This is a genomic window from Candidatus Poriferisodalis sp., from assembly GCF_965204195.1.
GTDB lineage: Bacteria > Actinomycetota > Acidimicrobiia > Acidimicrobiales > Poriferisodalaceae > Poriferisodalis.
Genome location: NZ_OZ241975.1, coordinates 781,638 through 801,286 on the forward strand (window position 1 = coordinate 781,638; position 19,649 = coordinate 801,286).

Below are 19,649 nucleotides of genomic sequence, written 5' to 3' on the forward strand. Positions count from 1 at the left end.
GCATTATCGAGCCGTCTGGCTTCAGCATGCCCATGGGCATCGAGCGCTGCACCGCTGCCCCTGTAATCGGAGGCGCTTGTAGCCCCAACTCCTGGTAGGTCCCTGTGTGAGCCATCCGCAATGCCGGGGTGCTCCACTAGGCCAGTCACCTTCGTGACTTCGGCGGGGTCAGATGTCGATGCGGTAGAGCTCGGCGGCGTTGAGGGACATGATTCGCTCGATGTCGGCGTGGGGGATGCCTTCTAGGGCCCGGGCGAGGTCGTGGTCGTCGCGGGGGTAGAGGCAGGTTGGGTGGGGGAAGTCGGTCTCGAACATCAGCGACTGCGCTCCCACGTACTCGAGGGTGGGGCGCACCGTTGAGCGCTCGAACCAGAAGCAGCCGTAGAACTGGCGGCGGAAGTAGTCCGAGGGCAGCATCGAGAGCTCCGCCAGCTCGTTCGGCGCTGTCTCAGCCATCTGGTGGTCGAGCACTTCCAGGAAGAACGGCAGCCAGCCGACTCCACTCTCGACAGAGACGAACTTCACGTCCGGGAAGCGCTCGGGCACGCCGGAGTAGATCATGTTGCCGACCACCCGGGCGTTGCCCATGAACAGGTTCGCCGAGCCCACCGCCAGCCTCCGCTCGGGCCCGAACGACGGCCACGGCGCCTTGCCGTAGTAGTCGAGGTTCCCCTTGGACGAGCCGATGTGGAAGTTGACCGGCATCGCAAGGTCTGAGCACACCTGCCACACCGGATCCCAGTGAGGCATCGCCATGTCGGGCAGCCCGGCCTCCTCAGGGTTGGAGCAGGTCACGATGCCGCGCAGGCCATTGGCGTGGCAGCGCTCGATCTCGCGCACGGCGGCATCGAGGTCCCACCACGGCAGAAGCGCCATGCCGAACACCCGCTGGCCGCTGGTTTCCTGGAACTCGGCGAGGGCGTCGTTGTAGATCTCGACCGAGATGAGCCGCAGCGCATCGTCAGGCGACTTCAGGAAGTTCTGGTTGCCGAAGCCGGCCACGTTCGGGTACATGATCTGCGCGTCGAGACCGAGCTCGTCGAGCATGGCGACCCGGGCCTCGGCGTCATAGCTGGCGCGGTGCACCATCTCGTTGTCGAAGTCGAAGAAGACCGTGCCGGTGACCTTCTGACCGTCGGGATCGACGACCGATGAGGCGATCGGCAGACCGATCGGGATGGAGTCATCGAACCACCAGCGGCGCTTGCCGTCGCGTTCGGCCATGCGCGGCACGCGGTCCCGGTACTTCGCGGGTGCCCGCGACGTCCACAGGTCGTACGGCTCGGACCAGTGGCTGTCGGTATCGATGATCTTGAGGTCGTCGAGAATGGTGCCGCTCATCGACCTAGAACCTCTGCAGGGATCCTCAGCCGACGGCCGGCACGGTGACCGGGCGCTCGCCGAACTCGGGCCTCTCGGTGCGGGTCTTCTTCAGCTCCCAGAAGCCGTCGATGTCCATCATGGCCACCATGCCGTCCCACAGCTTCAGGGCGTCTTCACCCTTGGGTGCCCGCGTGATGACCGGGCCGAAGATGCCCACGCGCTCTCCGTCGCTGCGGTTGAGGGCGATGATCGGCGTGCCGACGTCGGTGCCCACGAGCGCCAAGCCTTCGTCCATGCGGGTGCGGATCTCGGCATCCCACTTCTCGTCCGTGGCAGCCTTGGCGTGTTCGGGGTCGATGCCCAGCGCCTCCAGCGCTTGCGCGATGTCGAAGTCTCGGTCGCCGTCGTGGTGGATGCGGCTGGCAAAGTCCCAGTAGACACCGAATACGGCGTCATCGCCTTCGGCGGCCCGGATCGACTCCATCACCCGCAGCTGGCCGTGCGTTACCACGACGGCGTCGTAGTAGGGGCTGTCAGTCGGGGGCTCGTTCTTGAAGAGCAGGCTGATCGGCTGCCACTTCACCTTCAGGTTGCGTTCGGAAGCAACGTCATCGACGACCCACCTGGCCGTCACCCAGCACCAAGGTCAGATGGGGTCTACCCAGAACTCGATCTCGGCGGCTTCGGTTCCCGTATCAGTTGCCATGCGGGCAATCTATCTGTGCAGCGCAGTCCCCATCAGGGGCGCCGCGGCTACATCGAGGTGCCGTCGGGGTTCCGGTAGTCGCGGGTGATGTGGCCCTCGTCGCACAGCGCCTGCCATTCGGCCTCGTCGAGGCCCAGCAGGTCGCGGTACACGTACTCGTTGGCGTCGCCGAGCACGCCGATGGGTCGCCACGGCATCTCGGGGCCGTCCCAGCGCCATTGCCGTCCGGGAAAGCTGTGCCAGCCCTGCTCGACCGATCCGTTCTGGCGGAACCAGCAGCGATCGCCCATCTGCGGGTCGGCTCGCAGCTGCGACTCTCGCAGCACCGGGCCGGCGGGCACACCTGCCTGCTGGCACCGGTGGAACACTTCAGCGGAGGTGCGGGTTGCGGTCCAGGCGCTGATGCGTGTGTCGATGTCGGCATGGTGTTCCAAGCGCCCGCTCAGCGTCGCGAGCCGGTCGTCGTCGGCCAGCGGTGCAGCCGTGTCGGCGAGGTCCTGATCGATCAGCTGGGCCAACGACTGCCAGTCGTCATCTGTCTCGCACGCGATGACCGCCCACTCGTCGTCGTGATCAGGCCGGGCGGGGTCCACAGCGCAGCGGTAGCAGCCTTGCGGGGCACGAGCGATCGAGCGGTTGCCGACGGGTTGATGGCGGGTTCGGGAGGCCGCGGCGTCGATGAAGTACTCGCCGATGTGCTGCATGACGTTCTCCGACTGGGAGAACTCGATCAGTTCGCCTCTGCCGGTGCCGCCAGTTCCGTCGATGCCGTCGCGGCGTCGAAGCACCGCGAGCAAGGCGAACGCCGCGGTCGCAGCACTCGCGGGATCCATGTGGAAGACCGAGGTGAGGCTGGTGGGATCCTCGTCGGCGTACCCGCGCAGCCCGGTCAACCCGCACAGTGCCTCGAAGTTGGCTCCGAATCCGACCCAGTCGGCGTACGGACCTTCGAGTCCCATCGGCGGCATCCGCAGCACGATGGTGCGCGGGTTGACGGCGTGCACCGTCTCCCAGTCGAGACCCAGCTTCGGCAGCACGCCCAGCGAATTGTTCTCAACGATCACGTCGCACTCGCGCAGCAGGCGATGCAGCGTGGCGCGCCCGAGCTCGGTCCGAGGATCGAGGGTGCAGCTGAGCTTGCCTCGGGCATGGGCGCTGAACAGGTTCTGGCGGTTCCACGGCCGGCGCCCCGGGTCGTGATCGGGGTAACCAGACAGGGGACCCAACTCGGGGTTGATCTCCCGGGGCGGGCGGGGCATCAGACCCCGGGTGGCCGTCGGGAACACGAACGGGTTGTCCACCCTGATGACCTGTGCGCCGAGATCCCCCAGATACATGGTGCAGGCGGGTCCCGCCCAGACCACCGTGAGGTCCAGGACGCGTATGCCCTCGAGCGGCAGTCGAGCGGGCGGCTTCGCCATCGCAGCGTCCGCTGTCCGATCGTCGCCGCCGGCGGTTTCGGGGGGCATCGATTCGGCGATGCCGGCCCGAACGTCGGCATCGTGTTCGCCCAGCAGCGGCGCCGGGCGCGGAGCGACACGTTCGGACACCGCAGGATCGGCTTGGGGTGCCGCATGGACCCGAAACGGTGCGTCGAGCTGCGTGACGGTGCCGGCAGCCGCGTGCTCGACCGGCACGAAGAAGCCGCGAGCTGCGAAGTGCGGGTCATCGAGCAGATCGAGAGGTGCGTTCAGCGGTGTGACGCCCCACTTGTTGACTTGTGCCGCGGCTGCCACCGTGTCCTGGGTGTGCCCCGCCAGCCACATGAACAGCGAGGTCTCGACGATGTCGGGCAGGTCCGGATCAGCGATCCACGCAGGGTTGGCGAAACGCTCGGCCAGCGAGTCGCCGTCGCCTTCGTTGCCTCCCAGACCGGCGCCAGTGAGCGTCTTCACCATGCGCGGCGCCCACGACGGCAACGTGAATACCAACGCCCATCCGTTTGCGGTGGGATAGAAGCCAACCGGAGACGCCCGCTGAGGCTGTCGAGCCTCGCGCCCGACATCCGAGCCGGTATATGCCTCATAGAGCAGGTATGAGGCGCGGCGGTCAATCGTGCCTGCCTGGGCTTCGAAGGCTGAGATGTCGATGTGCGTGGACCGTCCCGTCCGCTGGCTCATCATGAGCGCCGCCAGTGTCGGCACCGCCGCCAGATTGCCGACCTGATAGGTCGTGACGTCCCCGCTCAGCTTGACTGGCTCGCGTTCGTTGATGCCGGTGCCCCACATGGGGCCGCCCATGGCATAGGTGACGATGTCGCTGCCGCGATAGCCAGCCTCGGCATAGGGACCGGTCTGTCCGAACGGTGTGATCGACGTGAGCACGATGCCCGGCCGCAGACTGCGCAGGACCTCATAGCCAAGGCCGACGTGGTCCAGATGGCCTGGCGGGAAGGCTTCGATCACGATGTCTGAGCTCGCTGCCAGGGCCCGGACCAACTCGACGTCGCCGGCGCTGGGCGCATCCCTGCCGATATCGGCGATCACGCTGCGCTTGTTGGTGTTCAGGTGCAGGAAGAGCGGCGACTGCTCCAAGCTGCCGGCACCCTGCGGCGAGGTCGCAGCCTCGCCCCACGGGCCATGACGGCGGGACGGGTCGCCGCCGGGCGGCTCCACCTTGATGACGTCGGCGCCGTGGTCGGCGAAGAGCTTCCCCAGGTACGGGCCCGAGATTCCCGATGCGAGCTCCAGCACCCGGATGCCGGCCAACAACTGACTCACTGCTGCCCCCTTGCCCGGCTCCGAGGACCGGTCGGACGGGGAAAGTATGGCCGATCGCCTCGAGAAGCTCGCTGGCCCGCCGTCCCCCTTCAGTTCATTACAACCAGGATCGGGGCCAGCGCTTCCAGCAGACCCCCAACATCGTCGTCACCCTCGAGACCCAGCAGGTTGGTCGTCAGCGCGACGCCGAGGTCGAACGCGGGTGCGTAGGCAGCGATGGTGCGAAAGCCCGGCACGCCGCCGCCGTGGGTGTAGATGGTCAGACCGAGAATCTCGTCAGTCGAGATGCCCAGGCCGTAGCTGTTGGCGGGATCCGGGTGACCTGCCGTCATGAGAGCGACCTGGTCTTCATCGAGGATGTCGCCCGCGAAGAGGCCCCGGATCAGCAGCGCCACGTCGCCGATCTGCGCTTCGATGCCGCCGCCGGTCCATCCTGCGGAACGGGCGAAGTCGCTCGGCACGGTGCCGATGTCGACGAAGATGGCGTCGTTGTGAGTGATCTGGTTGTCGGTGGTGAGTCCCAGCAGCGGCCCCATCAGGTAGCCGATCGTCCCGCCGACGTACCCGTTCGCGGTGGGCTCGGGTGGGAACTCTTCAGGCGTGAGGTAGGTGTGCTCCAGAGCGAGCGGCTCGAACACGCGGGACCGAAGCTCCGCGGCTGCCGTGTTGCCGGTGACCGCCTCGATGAGCAGGCCCGCAGCGACGTAGCCGGTGGTGTTGTAGTGGAATTCGGTCCCCAGCTCCGCCACGGGTCCGTACTCGGCCGCGAATTCCAAAATCTCCTCTGGTGAGATCTGCTCGGCCAGCCGAGACGCTGCGAGTTGGTAGAAGCTGACGTCGAACGCGTACTCGACGAAGCCCGAGGTGTGCCCCAGCAGGTCACGCACGGTGACCGCGGCGGCGTGTTCGTATCCCGGTGCCCAGTCGTCGCCCAGGTACTGCGCGACCGGCGCTTCGAGCTCGACCAGGCCTTCGGCGACGAGCTGCAGCACGACGGCAGCAGTGACCGACTTGGTGACCGAACCGATGCGCACGTGGTGGTCGACGGTCAGGGGAGCGCCAGTCGCAATATCGCTCACACCCCAAGCGAAGGTCACAGGCGCAGCGCCGCCTTGTGTGATGGCCAGCACAATGCCGGGGGCGCCAGTGCGCTCCATCCAGTCCCCGATAGCGGCGTCGAGCGGATCGATCTGCTCGTCGTCGTTGATCTCGGCGTCCGGCTCATCCTGCGGCGCGGCAGTCGTGGGCGGCGCAGCGATGGTGACCGGCGGCGCAGCTGTGGTTGTCGTGGGCGTGGCAGTGGTGGCCGGCGCTGACGCTTCGGTCGTCGTGGGCGAAGCGACAGTGCTGGCCGGGGGCTCCTGCGCGTCTTCGCCGGCACCGCTGCAGGCCGCCGCCAGCAGAACCAGGCTCAGCAAGGCCGATGCGAGTCGCTTCATGCAGGCAGCGTAAGAGGCCGAATCGAGAGGCGAAGCCATGAGATGCGAGATGGCAGGCGAGTCAATGGCCGCCTCGGTGGGCAGACTGTGTCGCTGCTTCGTTGGCGCGCGGGCAGTGACTTTCGCGAGTATCTGCGGCGACATCTGCTCAAGCGGGCCATAGGGGGTCGATGTGAATCTCGGAATGCTGCTCTTTATGCCGGCGACGATTGCCGGCGAACAGGTCATCCTGATCGACACCTCGACGGAGGCCGGCGGCGGCACCGCACGCGAGGTCACCTACCAGGAACTGCTGGACCACGTGTCCCGCACGGCCGGGATGCTGACCACGCTCGGGGTCGGCGTCGGCGACCGGGTCGGCATCTTCGCCACCAACAGCGTGGAATGCGTGGAGGCGATCTTTGGCGCAGCGTTCGTCGGCGCCTCGGTCGTGCCGATGAACTTCCGAGCCGGCCAAGAAGAGACAGCGCACCTGCTCAGCGACAGCGGCATCAGCGTGCTGTTCACCGAGTCGCGCTACCTGGACCTCATCAACGAGAACAAGCCGGACGATCTTGAGCACATCTACGTGCTGGACGACGCCGACTCCTACGGCGCTGCCAGAGACGAGTCGTTCGAGCTGCCGGTCCCCGAGGATGTGGAGTTCGACGGGCTGTGCACCCTGCTGTACACCAGCGGCACCACGGCCATGCCCAAGGGCGTCAAGCTGACGAACGGCGCGATCACCGGGTACGTGATGGGCGCCAACGATGCCGCCACGGGCGAGGACATGGGCCGGATGGCGGTGGCAGCGCCGCTATACCACATCGCCGGGCTGACCTCGATGCTGAACGCGCTCTACAGCGGGCGAGTGGTGGTGCTGCTGCCGCAATTCCAGGCCGATTCATGGATCGAGTGCATCCAGCGGCACAGCGTCACCCACGCGTTCCTGGTGCCCACCATGCTGGCCCGGGTGCTGCACGCACCGAACTTCTCGGTTGATGCGTTCGGCAGCCTCGAGGCGGTCACCTACGGCGCGGCGCCCATGCCGCCCTCGGTGATCCGCCACGCAATCGACGAGTTCCCGCCGAATGTGTCGTTCGCAGGGGCCTACGGCCAGACCGAGACCACGTCCACGGTGGCGGTCCTCGACCCCGACGACCACCGCATCGAGGGAACTGACGAAGAGAAGGAACGCAAGATGCACCGGCTGTCGTCGGTTGGACAGGTGCTCGAAGACGTGCAGGTGCGGATCGTCGACGCCGACAGCGGCGAACCGGTCGAGCCGGGCGTGATCGGCGAGGTGCAGCTGTGGACCGACCGGGCCATGGACGGCTACTGGGGCCAGGACGAGAAGACCCGCGTGACCATCGACGACGAAGGCTGGGTGCACACCGGCGACCTCGGCTACCTCGACGATGGCGACTACCTGTTCCTCCACGGTCGCACCGGCGACATGATCATCAGGGGCGGCGAGAACGTGCTGCCCGATGAGGTCGAGGCCGTGCTGTACGACCATCCCGATGTACTCGAGGCTGCCGTGGTGGGCCTCCCCAGCGAGGAATGGGGCGAGCGCGTGGCAGCAGCGGCCGTCGTGCGACCCGGCGGTGCCACGTCCGGCGACGATCTGGTTGCGCATGCCCGTGAGCGCCTTGCCCCGTTCAAGCGCCCCGAGTTCGTGCATCTGATGGACGAGTTGCCGCGGACCTCCACCGGCAAGCTGCTGCGCCGCGACCTCATCCCCATGCTCGACGATCTGGGCATCTGAGGCCGGTCCCGGGGCTCGGCGCGGCTGGGCTCGCCAGGATCGCGAGCGCAGCCGTGAGCACCACCCAGACGCTGGGGTACTGCGACGATCATCTTCATCTCTTGGCATGCGCCGCTGCGCGCCGATCGGTGAATGTCCAGGCGGCGGCGTCGGTGGGGGAGCTGCTTGACATCGTCGGACATGCCGCGCGCAGTTTTGCCTCACCGAGGACGCGCCAAGACTGCCAGGACAGCGCTGAAGGCAACGGGGGCGATTCGCGTCAGTGGCTCCGGGTTTGGGGTTACGACGATTCACTGCTCGATGAGCGTCGCCACCCGACCGCCGCTGAAGTCGACGCTGTCACGCACGGTGTTCCGACCGTGCTGCATCACGTCACCGGTCATGTGGCGGTGGTGAACACGGCCGCGGGCCGCGCCTTGGGCCTGACGTCAGGCGAGGTGCTTGTCGAGCGTCAGGATCTGCTGGCAGCGGTGCCACGGGACGATCACAGCGCGACGGTGGCGGGCGTCACGGAGGTTCTGGCCGACCTGGTTGCTGCGGGCATCACCGCATGTACGGACGCGACGCACACCAACGACATCGGTGCGCTGGAGCTGCTGGCAGAAGCCGCCGCTGGGGTGCCCTCCGTGAACGTCACGGCGATGGTGGGTGCCGACCGACTCGACTCGTTGGGAGATCTTGATTTTGGCGAGACGGTTCTGTCGTCTGGGGGCGCGGCCGATGCGGGCGCGGTGCGGGTCGGACACGCCAAGGTCATGCCGCCTCACGATGACGACAGTGCTATCGCCGACTTGGTAGCGGCGGCGCGCGCTCATCGATTTCCGGTCGCCGTCCACGTCATGGACATCGACACACTGCAAGCGACCTTGGATGCCTTGGAGGCGCACCCGCCGCTGCCGTCCGGGATGGCGACGAGCGAAACCCGTCGCCCAGCGGCCGACTGCACAGCGCCCGACCGCATTGAACATTGCGCGCTCGCACTGCCCGAACAGCTCGACCGCATCGCCCGGCTCGGCGTCGCAGTAGTGACCCAGCCCAGCTTCGTGACCCGGCGTGCGCAGAAGTACCGAGAACAGCTCTCGCCGACCGAGCAGGCATGGCTCTGGCCACTGGCCAGCCTGCTGAGTCGCGGCATCCGCGTCACGCTGTCCTCCGACGCTCCCACGGTTCCCCCCGATCCCGCCGAGTGGATAGCAGCGGCCACGGGTCGAGACATCGCGCCCGATGAACGCATCGACGCCCAAACCGCACGCCGACTGTGTATGGAAGCCGACGCAGACCGTTGAGTACCCTGCCGCATCGCCGCTGCGAGCAGGGGGAGGACCCATGGCCGGGCCGATGGAAGGCATCCGCGTCGTCGAGCTGGGCGTGTGGATCGCCGGACCTGCCTGCGGCGGGATCCTGGCCGACTGGGGTGCCGACGTACTCAAGGTGGAGACGCCGGACGGCGACCCGTTCCGTTCGCTGGGCTGGCTGTTTCAGGGCGATGGCAACCCGCCGTTCGATCTGGACAACCGCGGCAAGCGCAGTATCGCTCTCGACCTGCGGCAACCGGAAGGGCTCGCCGCGCTGCACTCCCTGCTGGCCGACGCCGATGTCTTCCTGTCCAACATCCGGCCCGGCGGGCTCGAACGCATGGGCCTCGACTACCCGTCGCTCGCGCAGCGCTACCCGCGCCTGATCTACGCCAGCGTCACGGGGCTCTCGCTGCGGGGCGACGAGCGCGACCGCCAGACCTACGACGTGGGTGCGTTCTGGTCGCGGGCGGGGATCGTCCGGTCGTTGACCCCCGAAGATGCCGACCTGCCTTATCAGCGCGGCGGCATGGGCGATCACATGACCGGGCTTGCGGCGGCGGCCGGGGTTGCGGCCGCGCTGTTCCACCGCACCAGCACCGGCAAGGGACAGCTCGTGGAGTCGTCGCTGCTGCGCCTGGGCACCTACCTGCTGGGCTGGGACCACAACATCACTGCCATGACGGGTGACGAGACCGAGGCCTGGGGCCGCGACAGCCCGCCTAACCCGCTCATCAACTGCTACCGCTGCGGAGACGGCGAATGGCTCTGGATGCTGGGCCTCGAAGGCGATCGACATTGGCCGTATGTCGTGAGCGCGCTGGAACGGCCGGAGTGGGAGGACGACCCCCGTTTCGCCGACATCGTGCTCCGCCTGGAGAACACGGCTGCCCTCACTGCGGAGATGGACGCCGTCATGGCCACCCGCACACGCGCCGAGTGGGGCGAGATCTTCGATGCAAACAACGTCTGGTGGGCCCCCGTGCAGTCCACGCTGGAGATGCGGTCTGACCCGCAGGCCCACGCGGCGGGCTGCTGGGTGAAGGTGCCGACGCCCGACGGCAGCACGACCGAGATGGTCGCGACACCGGTGGATTTCTCCGAGAGCGCATGGGCTCCCGGCGGTCCGCCGCCCGAGCTCGGCCAGCACACCGAGCTGATCCTGCTCGAGCACGGCTACGACTGGGATGACATCGAGCAGCTGAAGCAGGCAGGCGTGATCCCCTGACGCCAGCCACGTGAGCATCGCGCGTCGAACCTGCTGCTGGGCGTGAGATAACTTCGATCCGCCGCGTCGCCGTGCGCCCAGAGCTCATCAGGGTGGGGCTCGACAACCCGGGTGCGCGAGATGGGGCGGCGGGGAGGGAGAGCGGATGATCGAGCCGGTCAGCGCTCGTGTGTTGACGCCCGAATGGGCGCCGACGGTGATCCCCGCGCCGTATGACTCGCTCACCCCCGACGAGCACGCGCAGCACCTCGCCGACAATCCCGACTCCTTCGCCCATGTGGCCGGGTTGCCGCCGGAGAGCTTCGGCCACCCCAGCGAGCACCGGCAGCACGCCACGCGCAGCACGCAGGCACTCGAACGGCTCATCGGCTTGGGCGTGTTCGGCGCCACCCGGGAACCGAGCCTGTACGTGCAATGCGTGGAGGCTGACGGTCACGCGCAGCACGCATTGCTGGGCGGCGTGCGCCTGGCCTCCCATGAGCTGCGCCCGCACGAGGACACACAGCCAGGCCGGGTGCACGGCCTGGCCGTGCACTTCACCGAGGTCGGCCGCATGTCGAGCCCCGTGGTTGTCACCGCGCCGCGACTGACAATGGTCGCCGACGTCATCGAAGCCACCCTTGCCGCAGCCGGGGCGTCCACACCGCTGGAGCCGCTGCTCGACACCAAGACCGCCGACGGTGCGCGGGTCACGCTGTGGCCGGCCGTTGTCGGGGGTGGCGAGGGTGCCAGCGTCGGACTCGATGGCCCGCTGTACATCGTGGACGGGCACCATCGCGTCGCAGCTGCCAGGCAGGCCGGCTTCTCGCATGTGCTCGTGGCATGCGCACCCACCGACGAGCTGCACCTCGGCAGCTTTGACCGCGAACTGAGCGAACTCGACATGATGCCCCGGCGTGTCATGGAGTTGATGAGGACTCGGTGCGATGTCGAAGAGGTGCCCGACGCAGTCGCCGCGCGCCCGGGGGCGCCGGGATGGGTCGGCGTCGGCGTGGCAGGCCACTGGTTCCGCGCACGCCTGCGCCACGCTGGTCCCGCCGACGACCCGTCGCCGGTTCAGAACCCGGCCACCCGGCTGGATGCCGCATTCGTGCACGACTTCATGCTGGGGGAAGTCTTTGGCATCGCGAGCGCTTCGGATCCGAGGCTCACCTACCGTCCCACGACGGTGGCCGCCGTCCCAGCGCCGGTCACGATCCTGCTGGCACCGGTGCCGCTCGGTTCGGTGTTCGAAGTTGCCGACTTCGGCGGTGTCATGCCGCCGAAGACCACCTACTTCCTGCCGAAGGCTCGCTCTGGGTTGCTGCTGGTTCGCTGCTGATCCGCTGCAGATGCTGTTTCGCTCATGCTGATCGCGTTCACCGGAGGTGCTCGCAGCGGGAAATCCACTGCCGCGCTGAGCGCCGCGACGTCGACCGGTGCACCGGTGACGTTCATCGCCACGGCCGAAGCCGGTGACGATGAGATGACTGAACGCATCGAGAGGCATCGGGCCGATCGGCCTGCGGTGTGGGCGACGATCGAGGCCCCGATCCACCTGGCGCAAGCTGTGGAGCAGGTTGACGCCGAGGCGACCATCGTCGTCGATTGCCTGTCCATGTGGGTCTCGAACCGGATGCTGGCTGAGCGCGCGGCAGTCGAAACTGAACCCGGTTCGGAGTCGGGCACCGGCGAACGGCTCAGCACCGACAGCGCTCGTGCGGTCGTCGCAGAGGCCGGCGACTTGGGCGAGCGCCTTCGAGAGCGCAGTGGCACGGCCATCGTGGTCACCAACGAGGTCGGCTCGGGCGTCGTTCCGGCCACGCCGCTGGGAAGGGCATACAGGGATGTGCTCGGGTCGGTGAACCAAGCCATCTTCGCGGCGGCCGACCGGGCGTATCTGGTGGTGGCCGGCCGCCTGCTGGAACTGCAGGGCCCCAGCGATGGCGCCTGAGACCCTGCCTCGTTCACGTGCTCGCTCAGGTGACGGCAGCGCGCTGGAACGGATGCTCGACGATTTGCCAGGTCCCGATGAGGCTGCGCAGCGGGCGGTGGCTGAACGGGCGTCGCAGGTGCTGCGTCCCGCTGGTGCGTTCGAACGGCTCGATCGGGTTGCCGCATGGCTCGCCGGCTGGCAGCGCACACCGGAGCCTGCCGTCGAACAGCCGGCGGTGCTCATTTTTGCAGCTGACCACGGAGTGACCACAGAGGGCGTGAGCGCCTACCCCGCCGACGTGACTGCTGCCATGGTGGCCGCCGTCGACAGCGGTGTCGCCACGGTGACTGCTGTCGCCCGCCAGGTGGGTGCGGTCGTGCGATGCGACGACGTTGGCGTCGGCATGCCGACGGGCAACATCCGCACGCACGATGCGATGAGCGCCGACGAATTCGACGCAGCCGTCGAGGCGGGCGTTCTCGCTGTTGAAGGCGCCGTCACCGACGACCAGGCCGACCTGTTGGTGCTGGGAGAGTTGGGGATCGGCAACACCACAGCCGCGGCTGCCGTCTGCGGGCTGCTCTTCGCCGACGACTCGATGTCCTCGGCCGAGGCCGCAGCCCGATGGACGGGGCCGGGTACCGGAGTGCACGCAAAAGCGCTCGATCACAAGCTGGCTGTGGTGCGCGATGTGCTGGAACGGGTGGGCAGCGTTGCCCCGCTGGAGGCGCTGCGCCGAGCAGGCGGGCGTGAGCTAACAGCTATCGCCGGGGCGGTGGCGGCGGCGCGGCATCGCTCGATTCCGGTCATCCTCGACGGCTTCATCGGAACGGCCGCCGCGGCACCTTTGGCACTGGCTGCGCCGGGCAGCCTCGACCACTGCATTGCCGGGCATTGCTCCGCTGAGCCAGGCCATGGAGCGCTCCTAGACGAGCTCGGGCTGGAGCCGCTCGTGCGCTTGGATCTGCGGCTGGGAGAGGGCACGGGTGCGCTCGTCGCTGTGCCGATCGTGCAGATCGCCGCAGCGGCAGTCACCGACGTCGCCACCTTCGCCGAGTGGGGCCTGGCGTGAGCTTGCGAAACGTAGGGGATACAGCGTGAGCTTGCGAAACGTAGGGGTCTCGGCGTGAGCCTGCGTTACGCGTGGGCCTTCCTGACCCGGCTCCCCGGCGGAGCGCACCCTCCGACCGAGCGCGACTTGGGGCGTAGCGTCCCGTGGTTCCCGCTCGTCGGAGCAATCGTGGGCGCCTTGAGCGGAGTGGTCTTCTGGGCTGTGTGGCAGCCGCTGGGCGCTCCGCTCGCGGCGATCCTGGCCGTCGCCACCGGTGCCGTCATCACCGGCGCCTTCCACGAGGACGGCCTGGCCGACACGGCAGACGCCCTCGGCGGCACGACGCCCGAGGAGCGCCGCGAGATCATGAAGGATTCCCGCCTCGGGACGTTCGGAACGCTGGCGCTGGTGCTAGCAACGCTGGTGCAGGTCTTCGCTGTCATGCCACTGGCTGCACGAGATGCGATCATCGCCATGGTGCTTGCGCACGGGGTCGGCCGTGTGCTCGCGGTTGCGGCGATGGCCGCTGCGGGCTCCGGCTTGGGTCATTCCTACACCGCCCATCTGCGGGGCCTGCCATGCGCGCTCTCGCTGCTGGTCAGCTACGGCGCCGCGTTCGCACTCGGGCCCGTGGGTGTATTCGCCGTCGGCGCGGCCACAGGCGCAGCATTGGTCGTCGGGCTCATCGCCTACCGCCGGTTCGGCGGCATGACCGGTGACGTTCTGGGCGCCATCGCCCAAGTCAGCCAGATGGCCGCGCTGGTGGCGGTGTCGCGGCTGCTCGACGACTCCGGCTGGTTGTGGACGTAGAGTCCTGACCGAACAGCCCGCCCTCCGGTCCGAATGAGCAGACTGCGGATGCGCGAACCGACCGAACCATCAGCAGAGGACAGAACGAATCGCGACGGATTCGCTGCGATGGCCATCTTGGCCATGACCATCGTGTTCATCGTCGCGATCATTGTGTTCGCGATTGCCTAGCGCCAAGCCGATACGCCGCGCGAAGTGGCGAGCTGCGGCACAGATTGGCTCCCATGTCGGGCGCTTGAACCCCCGGCAGCCGGTCGACGGCTGTGCTTGAATGACCGACTTGGCAGGCGGCGGTCGCATCAGCCCGCCATCGGGCCTGCCGAGTCCTCAGGGAGGGGAACTACATGACGACCAGTGAACGTGCTGTGACGCGCCAGTCGAGGCGCCGAACGTGGCGGACGGTGGCGGCACTTCTCGCCGTCTTCGCCCTGATTGCCGCCGCATGTGGCGGCGACGACGGTGAGGACGACGGAGCGAGTGCAACCGAACCCGCGCCCACAACCACCGAGGCGGCAGCCCCCGCGACCACGGAAGCGCCTGCCGACGAGCCGATGGCCCCGAGCGGCGAGCCCATCAAAGTCATGACCGTGACCACCCTCAACGCAGCGGGTCCGACGTATCACAACATCGCGAACACGGCGATGGCTTACGCCGACTACATCAACGCACGGGGCGGCATCGGCGGCCGGCCGCTGGAGGTCACCGTCTGCGACGAGATGTTCGACCCCGCAGTGGCTGCGGCGTGTGCCCGCGAGGCAGTCGAGGAAGGCATGGTGTCGGTTGTCGGCTCGTTCACGTTCTTCGCGGAGAGCATCGTGCCCGTGATCGCCGAGTCCGACATCACCTGGTTCGGGCCGTGCTGCCCGATCACGCCGTCTGAGCTGACCAGCCCGCACTCGTTCCCCATCGGCAACCAGCCGATGTACGCAGTCGGCATCATCAAGCGAGCCATCGACGACGGCTGCCGTTCAATCAACGCCGTGATCATCGACGGCGCCCAGATCTTCCTCCCACCGATGGAGAACGCGATCTCAGCCCTCGGCCAGAGCTTCGGCGACATCATCATCCTGCCGCCGACAGCGCAGGACTATTCCTCCGAAGTCGCCCAGGCGACGACCGATGCCGACTGCGTGATCGGCATCGTCTCAGAGACGCCGTACATCACCTGGAACACCGCGTGGACCCAGTCGGGCACCGACGCTCGCCAGTACGGCCCGCAGGGCAATCTGAACGAGATCTCCGCCGCGGGCAATGAGGAGTCGACCGACGGCGACATCATCGGCGGCATGTACCCCGACATCTCCACCGCTCCGTGGGATGAGTACCGGCTTGCCCTCGAGGAAGGCGGCTGGGACACCACCGAGCACGACTACAACAGCTTGGGCGGCATGGGCACGTGGGCGGCGTTCGCTGCCTTCACGCAGATCGCCGAGACCATCGACGGTGAGATCAACGCGACCTCGTTCTTCGAGGCTGCTTCGAACACGAACAACCTCGATCTCGGCGGCATGGTCCCCGTTCTGGACTTCACACAGGAGTGGACCGATGGCCTCGAGGGCTACCAGCGCCTGTTCAACCGCAGCGTCGTGTTCAGCAAGCTGGAGAACGGCAAGGTCGTGCCGCTGACCACCGAGTTCGAAGACGTCGGCGACTTGGCCACCGGCAACGCCGGCTGACCGTCATCTGAGTACTGGCGCCCGTGCCGGGGTGGCCCGAGTGAGCGATCACCAGCCATCCCGGCGCAGGCGCGAGCCGGCCTAGCGCCGCTGCGACGGGAGCACCATTGGACGAGGTCATCCGCTTCGCTCTGCTGGGATTCGGGGTCGGTGCCTTGTACGCGCTGGCCTCTCAAGGCTTGATCGTCGTCTACCGCGGCACCGGCGTACTCAACTTCTCCCTTGGCGCAACCGCAATCGCGGGCGTGTTCCTGCAGTGGGAACTCCAGAACCGGGCCAACTGGCCGTTCTTGCTCTCGGCGCTGGCGGGCGTCGCGCTGTCAGCGCTGCTCGGCGCCCTGACGCACTGGGTGATCATGCGGCCGCTGCGGCGCGCCAGCACGCTGATCCGCGTCATCGCGACTCTCGGCGTGCTCATCTTGATCCAGGCCGGCGTGGTCATCCGGTACGGCTCCAACGCACGTCAGGTGTCCAGTTGGCTGCCCACGAACCGGGTGACGCTGTGGGGCGAGGTTGCGATCACCGTCGACCGGCTAATCCTGTTCGGAGTGGCATGCGTGTTCGCCGTGCTGCTGTGGTCGATGTACCGACGGAGCCACTTCGGCCTCGCCACAGAGGCAGTATCCGAGAGCGAGCGAGCCGCTTCGGCCATCGGCTTGTCGCCGAACGCGATCGCCATCCAGAACTGGGCGCTGGGCTCGGCCATCGCTGCGGTTGCGGGCATCTTGGTGGTTCCCATCATCACGTTGCAGGTCACGGCCATGACATCGCTGGTGCTCGCAGCCTTGGCGGCGGCGCTGGTGGGCGACTTCCGGTCGTTCCCCATCGCCACCGCCGCCGGCCTGGCATTGGGCGTCGGTCAGACCCTTGTGGGCCGCTACGTCGACCAGCAAGGTCTCGGGCCATCGCTGCCGTTCCTGGTGATTGTGGCTGTGCTGGTGTTCAAGGGCCGGTCGCTGCCGCCTCGGGATTACTTCTTGCGCGAGCTGCCGATGATCGGCAACGGACGCATGTCGTGGGACTGGACGATCTTCGGCATCGGCACGGTGGCGTTCCTGATGCTCACCAAGCAGGCCAAGTGGATCGACGCCCTGACCGTCACCATGGGCGTTTCGATTGTGCTGCTGTCGATTGTGCTGCTGACCGGCTACGCGGGCCAACTGTCGCTGGCGCAGTACACCATCGCGGGGTTCGGCGCGTACATATCAGGACGACTCGTTGCGGTGTTCGACATCCCGTTCCTGTTGGCGCTGGTCGTGGGCGTGCTGGCCGCCGTGCCGCTGGGTTTCATCTTCGCCTTGCCGGCTGCACGAACCCGCGGGATCAATCTGGCAATTGTCACGTTAGGACTCGGCACCACCATCGAGCTGATGCTGTTCCGCAACCGCCAATACACCGGCGGCGTGCAAGGCACCCAGGTCGGCAGCCCTGAGCTGTTCGGCCTCGACATCGGCTCCATTCGCTACCCGGAGCGATACGGCCTCTTCGTGCTGGCGATGGCGCTGCTTGCGGTGTGGGTGGTGTCGAACGTGCGTCGTGGGCGCAGCGGCCGGCGTCTGCTCGCCATCCGAACCAACGAGCGGGCCGCGACTGCGCTCGGCATCGACGTGCCCAAGGCGAAGCTGTTCGCCTTCTCGCTCAGCTCTGCAATCGCGGCGCTGGGCGGGATCGTGCTGGCATTCCGGCTGACCTCGGTCAGCTACACGTCGTTCACCAACCTCACCTCGATCCTGTTCGTGGGCCTCGCAATCGTGGGCGGCGTCGGTCACCTGCTCGGTGCGTTCGTGGGCGCCACCATGGCCACCGCAGCCTTCAGCCAGGAAGTGCTCGAATCGACGTGGGATGGGGTGGGCCGCTGGACCCAGCTCATCAGCGGCATCGCCATCTTGCTCATGGTCCTCGGGTACAAGGACGGTGTCGCCGCCGAGTGGGTGAAGATCTTCCGGCTGGTGAAACGGGCGCGCAAGTGGGGCCGCTCATATTTCATCGAGCTGGAAGACGTCTCCGATCCGAACGCCTCTGAGGGCGAACAGTCGAAGGTCCCGGCTCGCGTGCTGAGCATCGAGAACATGACCGTGCGCTACGGGGCCGTCGTGGCGGTCAACGATGTCAGCTTCAACCTCACTCCGGGCACCATCACGGGGCTGATCGGCCCGAACGGCGCCGGCAAGACGTCGCTGATCGACGCCGTGTGCGGCTTCGCGCCGGCGGAAGGTCGCGTGGTGCTCGACGGCGAGGACATCTCGCGCGTGCCGCCCTCCAAACGTGCTCGCATCGGCATCGCACGTTCGTTCCAGACGCTCGAGCTGTTCGAGGATGCGACGGTGTTCGAGAACATCAGCGTGGCCGCGGACCCCCAGGACATGCGGTCGTACCTGCGCGATCTGGTGGCGCCGTCGAGCCCTCCGTTCCCACCTGAGGTCGTGCGGGCGATCATCGAGTTCCAGCTCGACGGCGACCTGCACCGCGACGTGAAGGATCTCTCCTACGGAAAGCACCGGCTGCTGGCGATTGCCCGGGCGGTTGCGATGCACCCGAGCGTGCTGTTGCTCGACGAGCCGGCCGCTGGCCTGAGCACCGCCGAGAGCGAAGAGCTGGCCGAGGTGGTCCGGCGCCTGGCCCAGGACTGGGGCATGGCAGTGCTGGTTGTCGAGCACGACATGAACTTCGTCAACGAGGTGTGCGACGAGGTGGTGGTGCTGGACTTCGGCAACAAGATCGCAGTCGGGAGCCCCGAGCAAATCCGTCTCGACCCAGCGGTTGTGGCCGCCTACCTGGGAACCGAGGCTGACGAGCACGACAGCGAACTTGAACGCCGTACGACGCAAGCTGCGGGAGGCGGCGCATGAGGCCGCTGCTGCAGACGCGAAGCCTCAAGTGCGGGTACCTCAACCGGGCGGTCGTCCAAGGAGTGAACCTGAAGGTCCACCAGGGCGAGGTGGTCTGCCTGCTCGGGCCCAATGGCGCCGGAAAGACCACCACGCTGCTGACCATCGCCGGTGAGCTGACGCCCGTCGACGGCATCGTGATGTTCGGCAACACGCCTACCTTCACGCCCATGTACCAGCGCATCCGGCGAGGGGGAATCGGGCTGGTGACTGAGGAGCGCTTGGTGTTCACCAAGCTGTCGGCTCGCGACAATCTGCGAGTGGGCGGCGGTTCGGTGGAGGCAGCTCTGGAACTGTTCCCCGAGCTCGAGCCTCGGCTGGGAGTGCGCGGCGGCATGCTCTCGGGCGGCGAGCAGCAGATGCTTGCGCTGGCACGGGCGCTCAGCCGTCAGCCGTCGATTCTGCTGGCCGATGAGCTGTCGCTCGGACTGGCGCCGATCATCGTCGATCGGCTGCTGGGAGCGGTCCGCAAGGTGGCCGACACCACGGGCACCGGCGCCTTGATCGTCGAGCAGCATGCCCGCAAGGCGCTGGCCGTGTCTGATCGGATGTACCTGATGGCCCGCGGCCAGATCCTGCTGGAACTGCCGGCTGCCGAAGCCCTCAACCGCCTCGACGAAATCGAAGAGACGTACCTGACCGGCACGTCCGAGACCGAGGAAGACCACATCGAGCGTTTGCGGCGCAAGAACAAGAGGAAGGCTTGGAGGCGCCTGCGGGTGCGCGAGCGTGAGCTGACACGGCTGTCGGGCAAGCTCGCCTCGACCCGCACCGCCGCCGAAGACGACTTCTATTTCGAACGCGAACGACAACGACGACACGCGGCGATGGTCCGCCGAAAGAGGTAATCA

The 19,649-nt window shown here is 67.4% G+C and carries 15 protein-coding genes; 11 read left to right on the forward strand and 4 right to left on the reverse strand.

Annotated elements, in window-relative coordinates:
- Positions 1-168: 168 nt before the first annotated feature.
- The 4 genes from ACOGI8_RS03510 to ACOGI8_RS03525 form a co-directional block, all read right to left on the reverse strand.
- Positions 169-1,341 carry an amidohydrolase family protein gene (locus ACOGI8_RS03510; RefSeq protein ID WP_419855510.1) on the reverse strand — a complete coding sequence of 391 codons (1,173 nt, stop codon included), beginning with the start codon at positions 1,339-1,341 and terminating at the stop codon, positions 169-171.
- Between the two features lie 25 nt (positions 1,342-1,366).
- Positions 1,367-1,957 (reverse strand): disulfide bond formation protein DsbA, encoded by a 591-nt coding sequence (locus ACOGI8_RS03515; protein WP_419855511.1) that lies wholly within the window; start codon positions 1,955-1,957, stop codon positions 1,367-1,369.
- A 119-nt stretch (positions 1,958-2,076) separates the two neighbouring features.
- The gene (locus ACOGI8_RS03520) at positions 2,077-4,749 is read right to left on the reverse strand and encodes a CaiB/BaiF CoA transferase family protein (RefSeq protein WP_419855512.1); all 2,673 of its coding nucleotides are present in this window, start codon (positions 4,747-4,749) and stop codon (positions 2,077-2,079) included.
- Between the two features lie 89 nt (positions 4,750-4,838).
- Positions 4,839-6,188 carry a serine hydrolase domain-containing protein gene (locus tag ACOGI8_RS03525; RefSeq protein WP_419855513.1) on the reverse strand — a complete coding sequence of 450 codons (1,350 nt, stop codon included), beginning with the start codon at positions 6,186-6,188 and terminating at the stop codon, positions 4,839-4,841.
- Between the two features lie 172 nt (positions 6,189-6,360).
- Between ACOGI8_RS03525 and ACOGI8_RS03530 the strand changes: the two genes are divergently transcribed.
- The 11 genes from ACOGI8_RS03530 (at position 6,361) to ACOGI8_RS03580 (ending at position 19,646) form a co-directional block, all read left to right on the forward strand.
- On the forward strand, positions 6,361-7,935 hold the full coding sequence (locus tag ACOGI8_RS03530; protein ID WP_419855514.1) for a class I adenylate-forming enzyme family protein: 1,575 nt from the start codon (positions 6,361-6,363) through the stop codon (positions 7,933-7,935).
- Between the two features lie 53 nt (positions 7,936-7,988).
- Positions 7,989-9,221, forward strand: coding sequence for an amidohydrolase family protein (locus ACOGI8_RS03535; RefSeq protein WP_419855515.1), 1,233 nt, complete (start codon positions 7,989-7,991; stop codon positions 9,219-9,221).
- 40 nt (positions 9,222-9,261) lie between these two features.
- Positions 9,262-10,458 (forward strand): CaiB/BaiF CoA transferase family protein, encoded by a 1,197-nt coding sequence (locus tag ACOGI8_RS03540; RefSeq protein WP_419855516.1) that lies wholly within the window; start codon positions 9,262-9,264, stop codon positions 10,456-10,458.
- Between the two features lie 145 nt (positions 10,459-10,603).
- Positions 10,604-11,779, forward strand: coding sequence for a DUF1015 family protein (locus tag ACOGI8_RS03545; protein WP_419855517.1), 1,176 nt, complete (start codon positions 10,604-10,606; stop codon positions 11,777-11,779).
- Positions 11,780-11,803: 24 nt separating this feature from the next.
- Positions 11,804-12,391: a bifunctional adenosylcobinamide kinase/adenosylcobinamide-phosphate guanylyltransferase gene (gene cobU / locus ACOGI8_RS03550; RefSeq protein ID WP_419855518.1), complete on the forward strand. Its 588-nt coding sequence runs from the start codon at positions 11,804-11,806 to the stop codon at positions 12,389-12,391.
- Complete coding sequence (locus ACOGI8_RS03555) at positions 12,381-13,445, forward strand: nicotinate-nucleotide--dimethylbenzimidazole phosphoribosyltransferase (protein WP_419855519.1); 1,065 nt, start codon at positions 12,381-12,383, stop codon at positions 13,443-13,445. The genes cobU and ACOGI8_RS03555 overlap by 11 nt, the downstream gene beginning before the upstream one ends.
- Positions 13,446-13,499: 54 nt before the next feature.
- On the forward strand, positions 13,500-14,234 hold the full coding sequence (gene cobS, locus ACOGI8_RS03560) for an adenosylcobinamide-GDP ribazoletransferase (RefSeq protein WP_419855520.1): 735 nt from the start codon (positions 13,500-13,502) through the stop codon (positions 14,232-14,234).
- 48 nt (positions 14,235-14,282) lie between these two features.
- Positions 14,283-14,405: a hypothetical protein gene (locus ACOGI8_RS03565; protein WP_419855521.1), complete on the forward strand. Its 123-nt coding sequence runs from the start codon at positions 14,283-14,285 to the stop codon at positions 14,403-14,405.
- 173 nt (positions 14,406-14,578) lie between these two features.
- Entirely contained in the window at positions 14,579-15,910 is a 1,332-nt protein-coding gene (locus tag ACOGI8_RS03570; protein ID WP_419855522.1) for an ABC transporter substrate-binding protein, read from the forward strand.
- A 107-nt stretch (positions 15,911-16,017) separates the two neighbouring features.
- Complete coding sequence (locus ACOGI8_RS03575; protein ID WP_419855523.1) at positions 16,018-18,759, forward strand: ABC transporter permease subunit; 2,742 nt, start codon at positions 16,018-16,020, stop codon at positions 18,757-18,759.
- The gene (locus tag ACOGI8_RS03580; protein WP_419855524.1) at positions 18,756-19,646 is read left to right on the forward strand and encodes an ABC transporter ATP-binding protein; all 891 of its coding nucleotides are present in this window, start codon (positions 18,756-18,758) and stop codon (positions 19,644-19,646) included. Before ACOGI8_RS03575 ends, ACOGI8_RS03580 begins: the two co-directional genes overlap by 4 nt.
- Positions 19,647-19,649: the final 3 nt, after the last annotated feature.

Coding starts and splice junctions, on each gene's coding strand:
- ACOGI8_RS03525 (WP_419855513.1), bottom strand. CDS start 6,188: ATGAAGCGACTCGCATCGGCCTTGCTGAGCCTGGTTCTGCTGGCGGCG.
- ACOGI8_RS03555 (WP_419855519.1), top strand. CDS start 12,381: ATGGCGCCTGAGACCCTGCCTCGTTCACGTGCTCGCTCAGGTGACGGC.
- ACOGI8_RS03510 (WP_419855510.1), bottom strand. CDS start 1,341: ATGAGCGGCACCATTCTCGACGACCTCAAGATCATCGATACCGACAGC.
- cobU (WP_419855518.1), top strand. CDS start 11,804: ATGCTGATCGCGTTCACCGGAGGTGCTCGCAGCGGGAAATCCACTGCC.
- ACOGI8_RS03540 (WP_419855516.1), top strand. CDS start 9,262: ATGGCCGGGCCGATGGAAGGCATCCGCGTCGTCGAGCTGGGCGTGTGG.
- ACOGI8_RS03570 (WP_419855522.1), top strand. CDS start 14,579: ATGACGACCAGTGAACGTGCTGTGACGCGCCAGTCGAGGCGCCGAACG.
- ACOGI8_RS03545 (WP_419855517.1), top strand. CDS start 10,604: ATGATCGAGCCGGTCAGCGCTCGTGTGTTGACGCCCGAATGGGCGCCG.
- ACOGI8_RS03565 (WP_419855521.1), top strand. CDS start 14,283: ATGCGCGAACCGACCGAACCATCAGCAGAGGACAGAACGAATCGCGAC.
- ACOGI8_RS03580 (WP_419855524.1), top strand. CDS start 18,756: ATGAGGCCGCTGCTGCAGACGCGAAGCCTCAAGTGCGGGTACCTCAAC.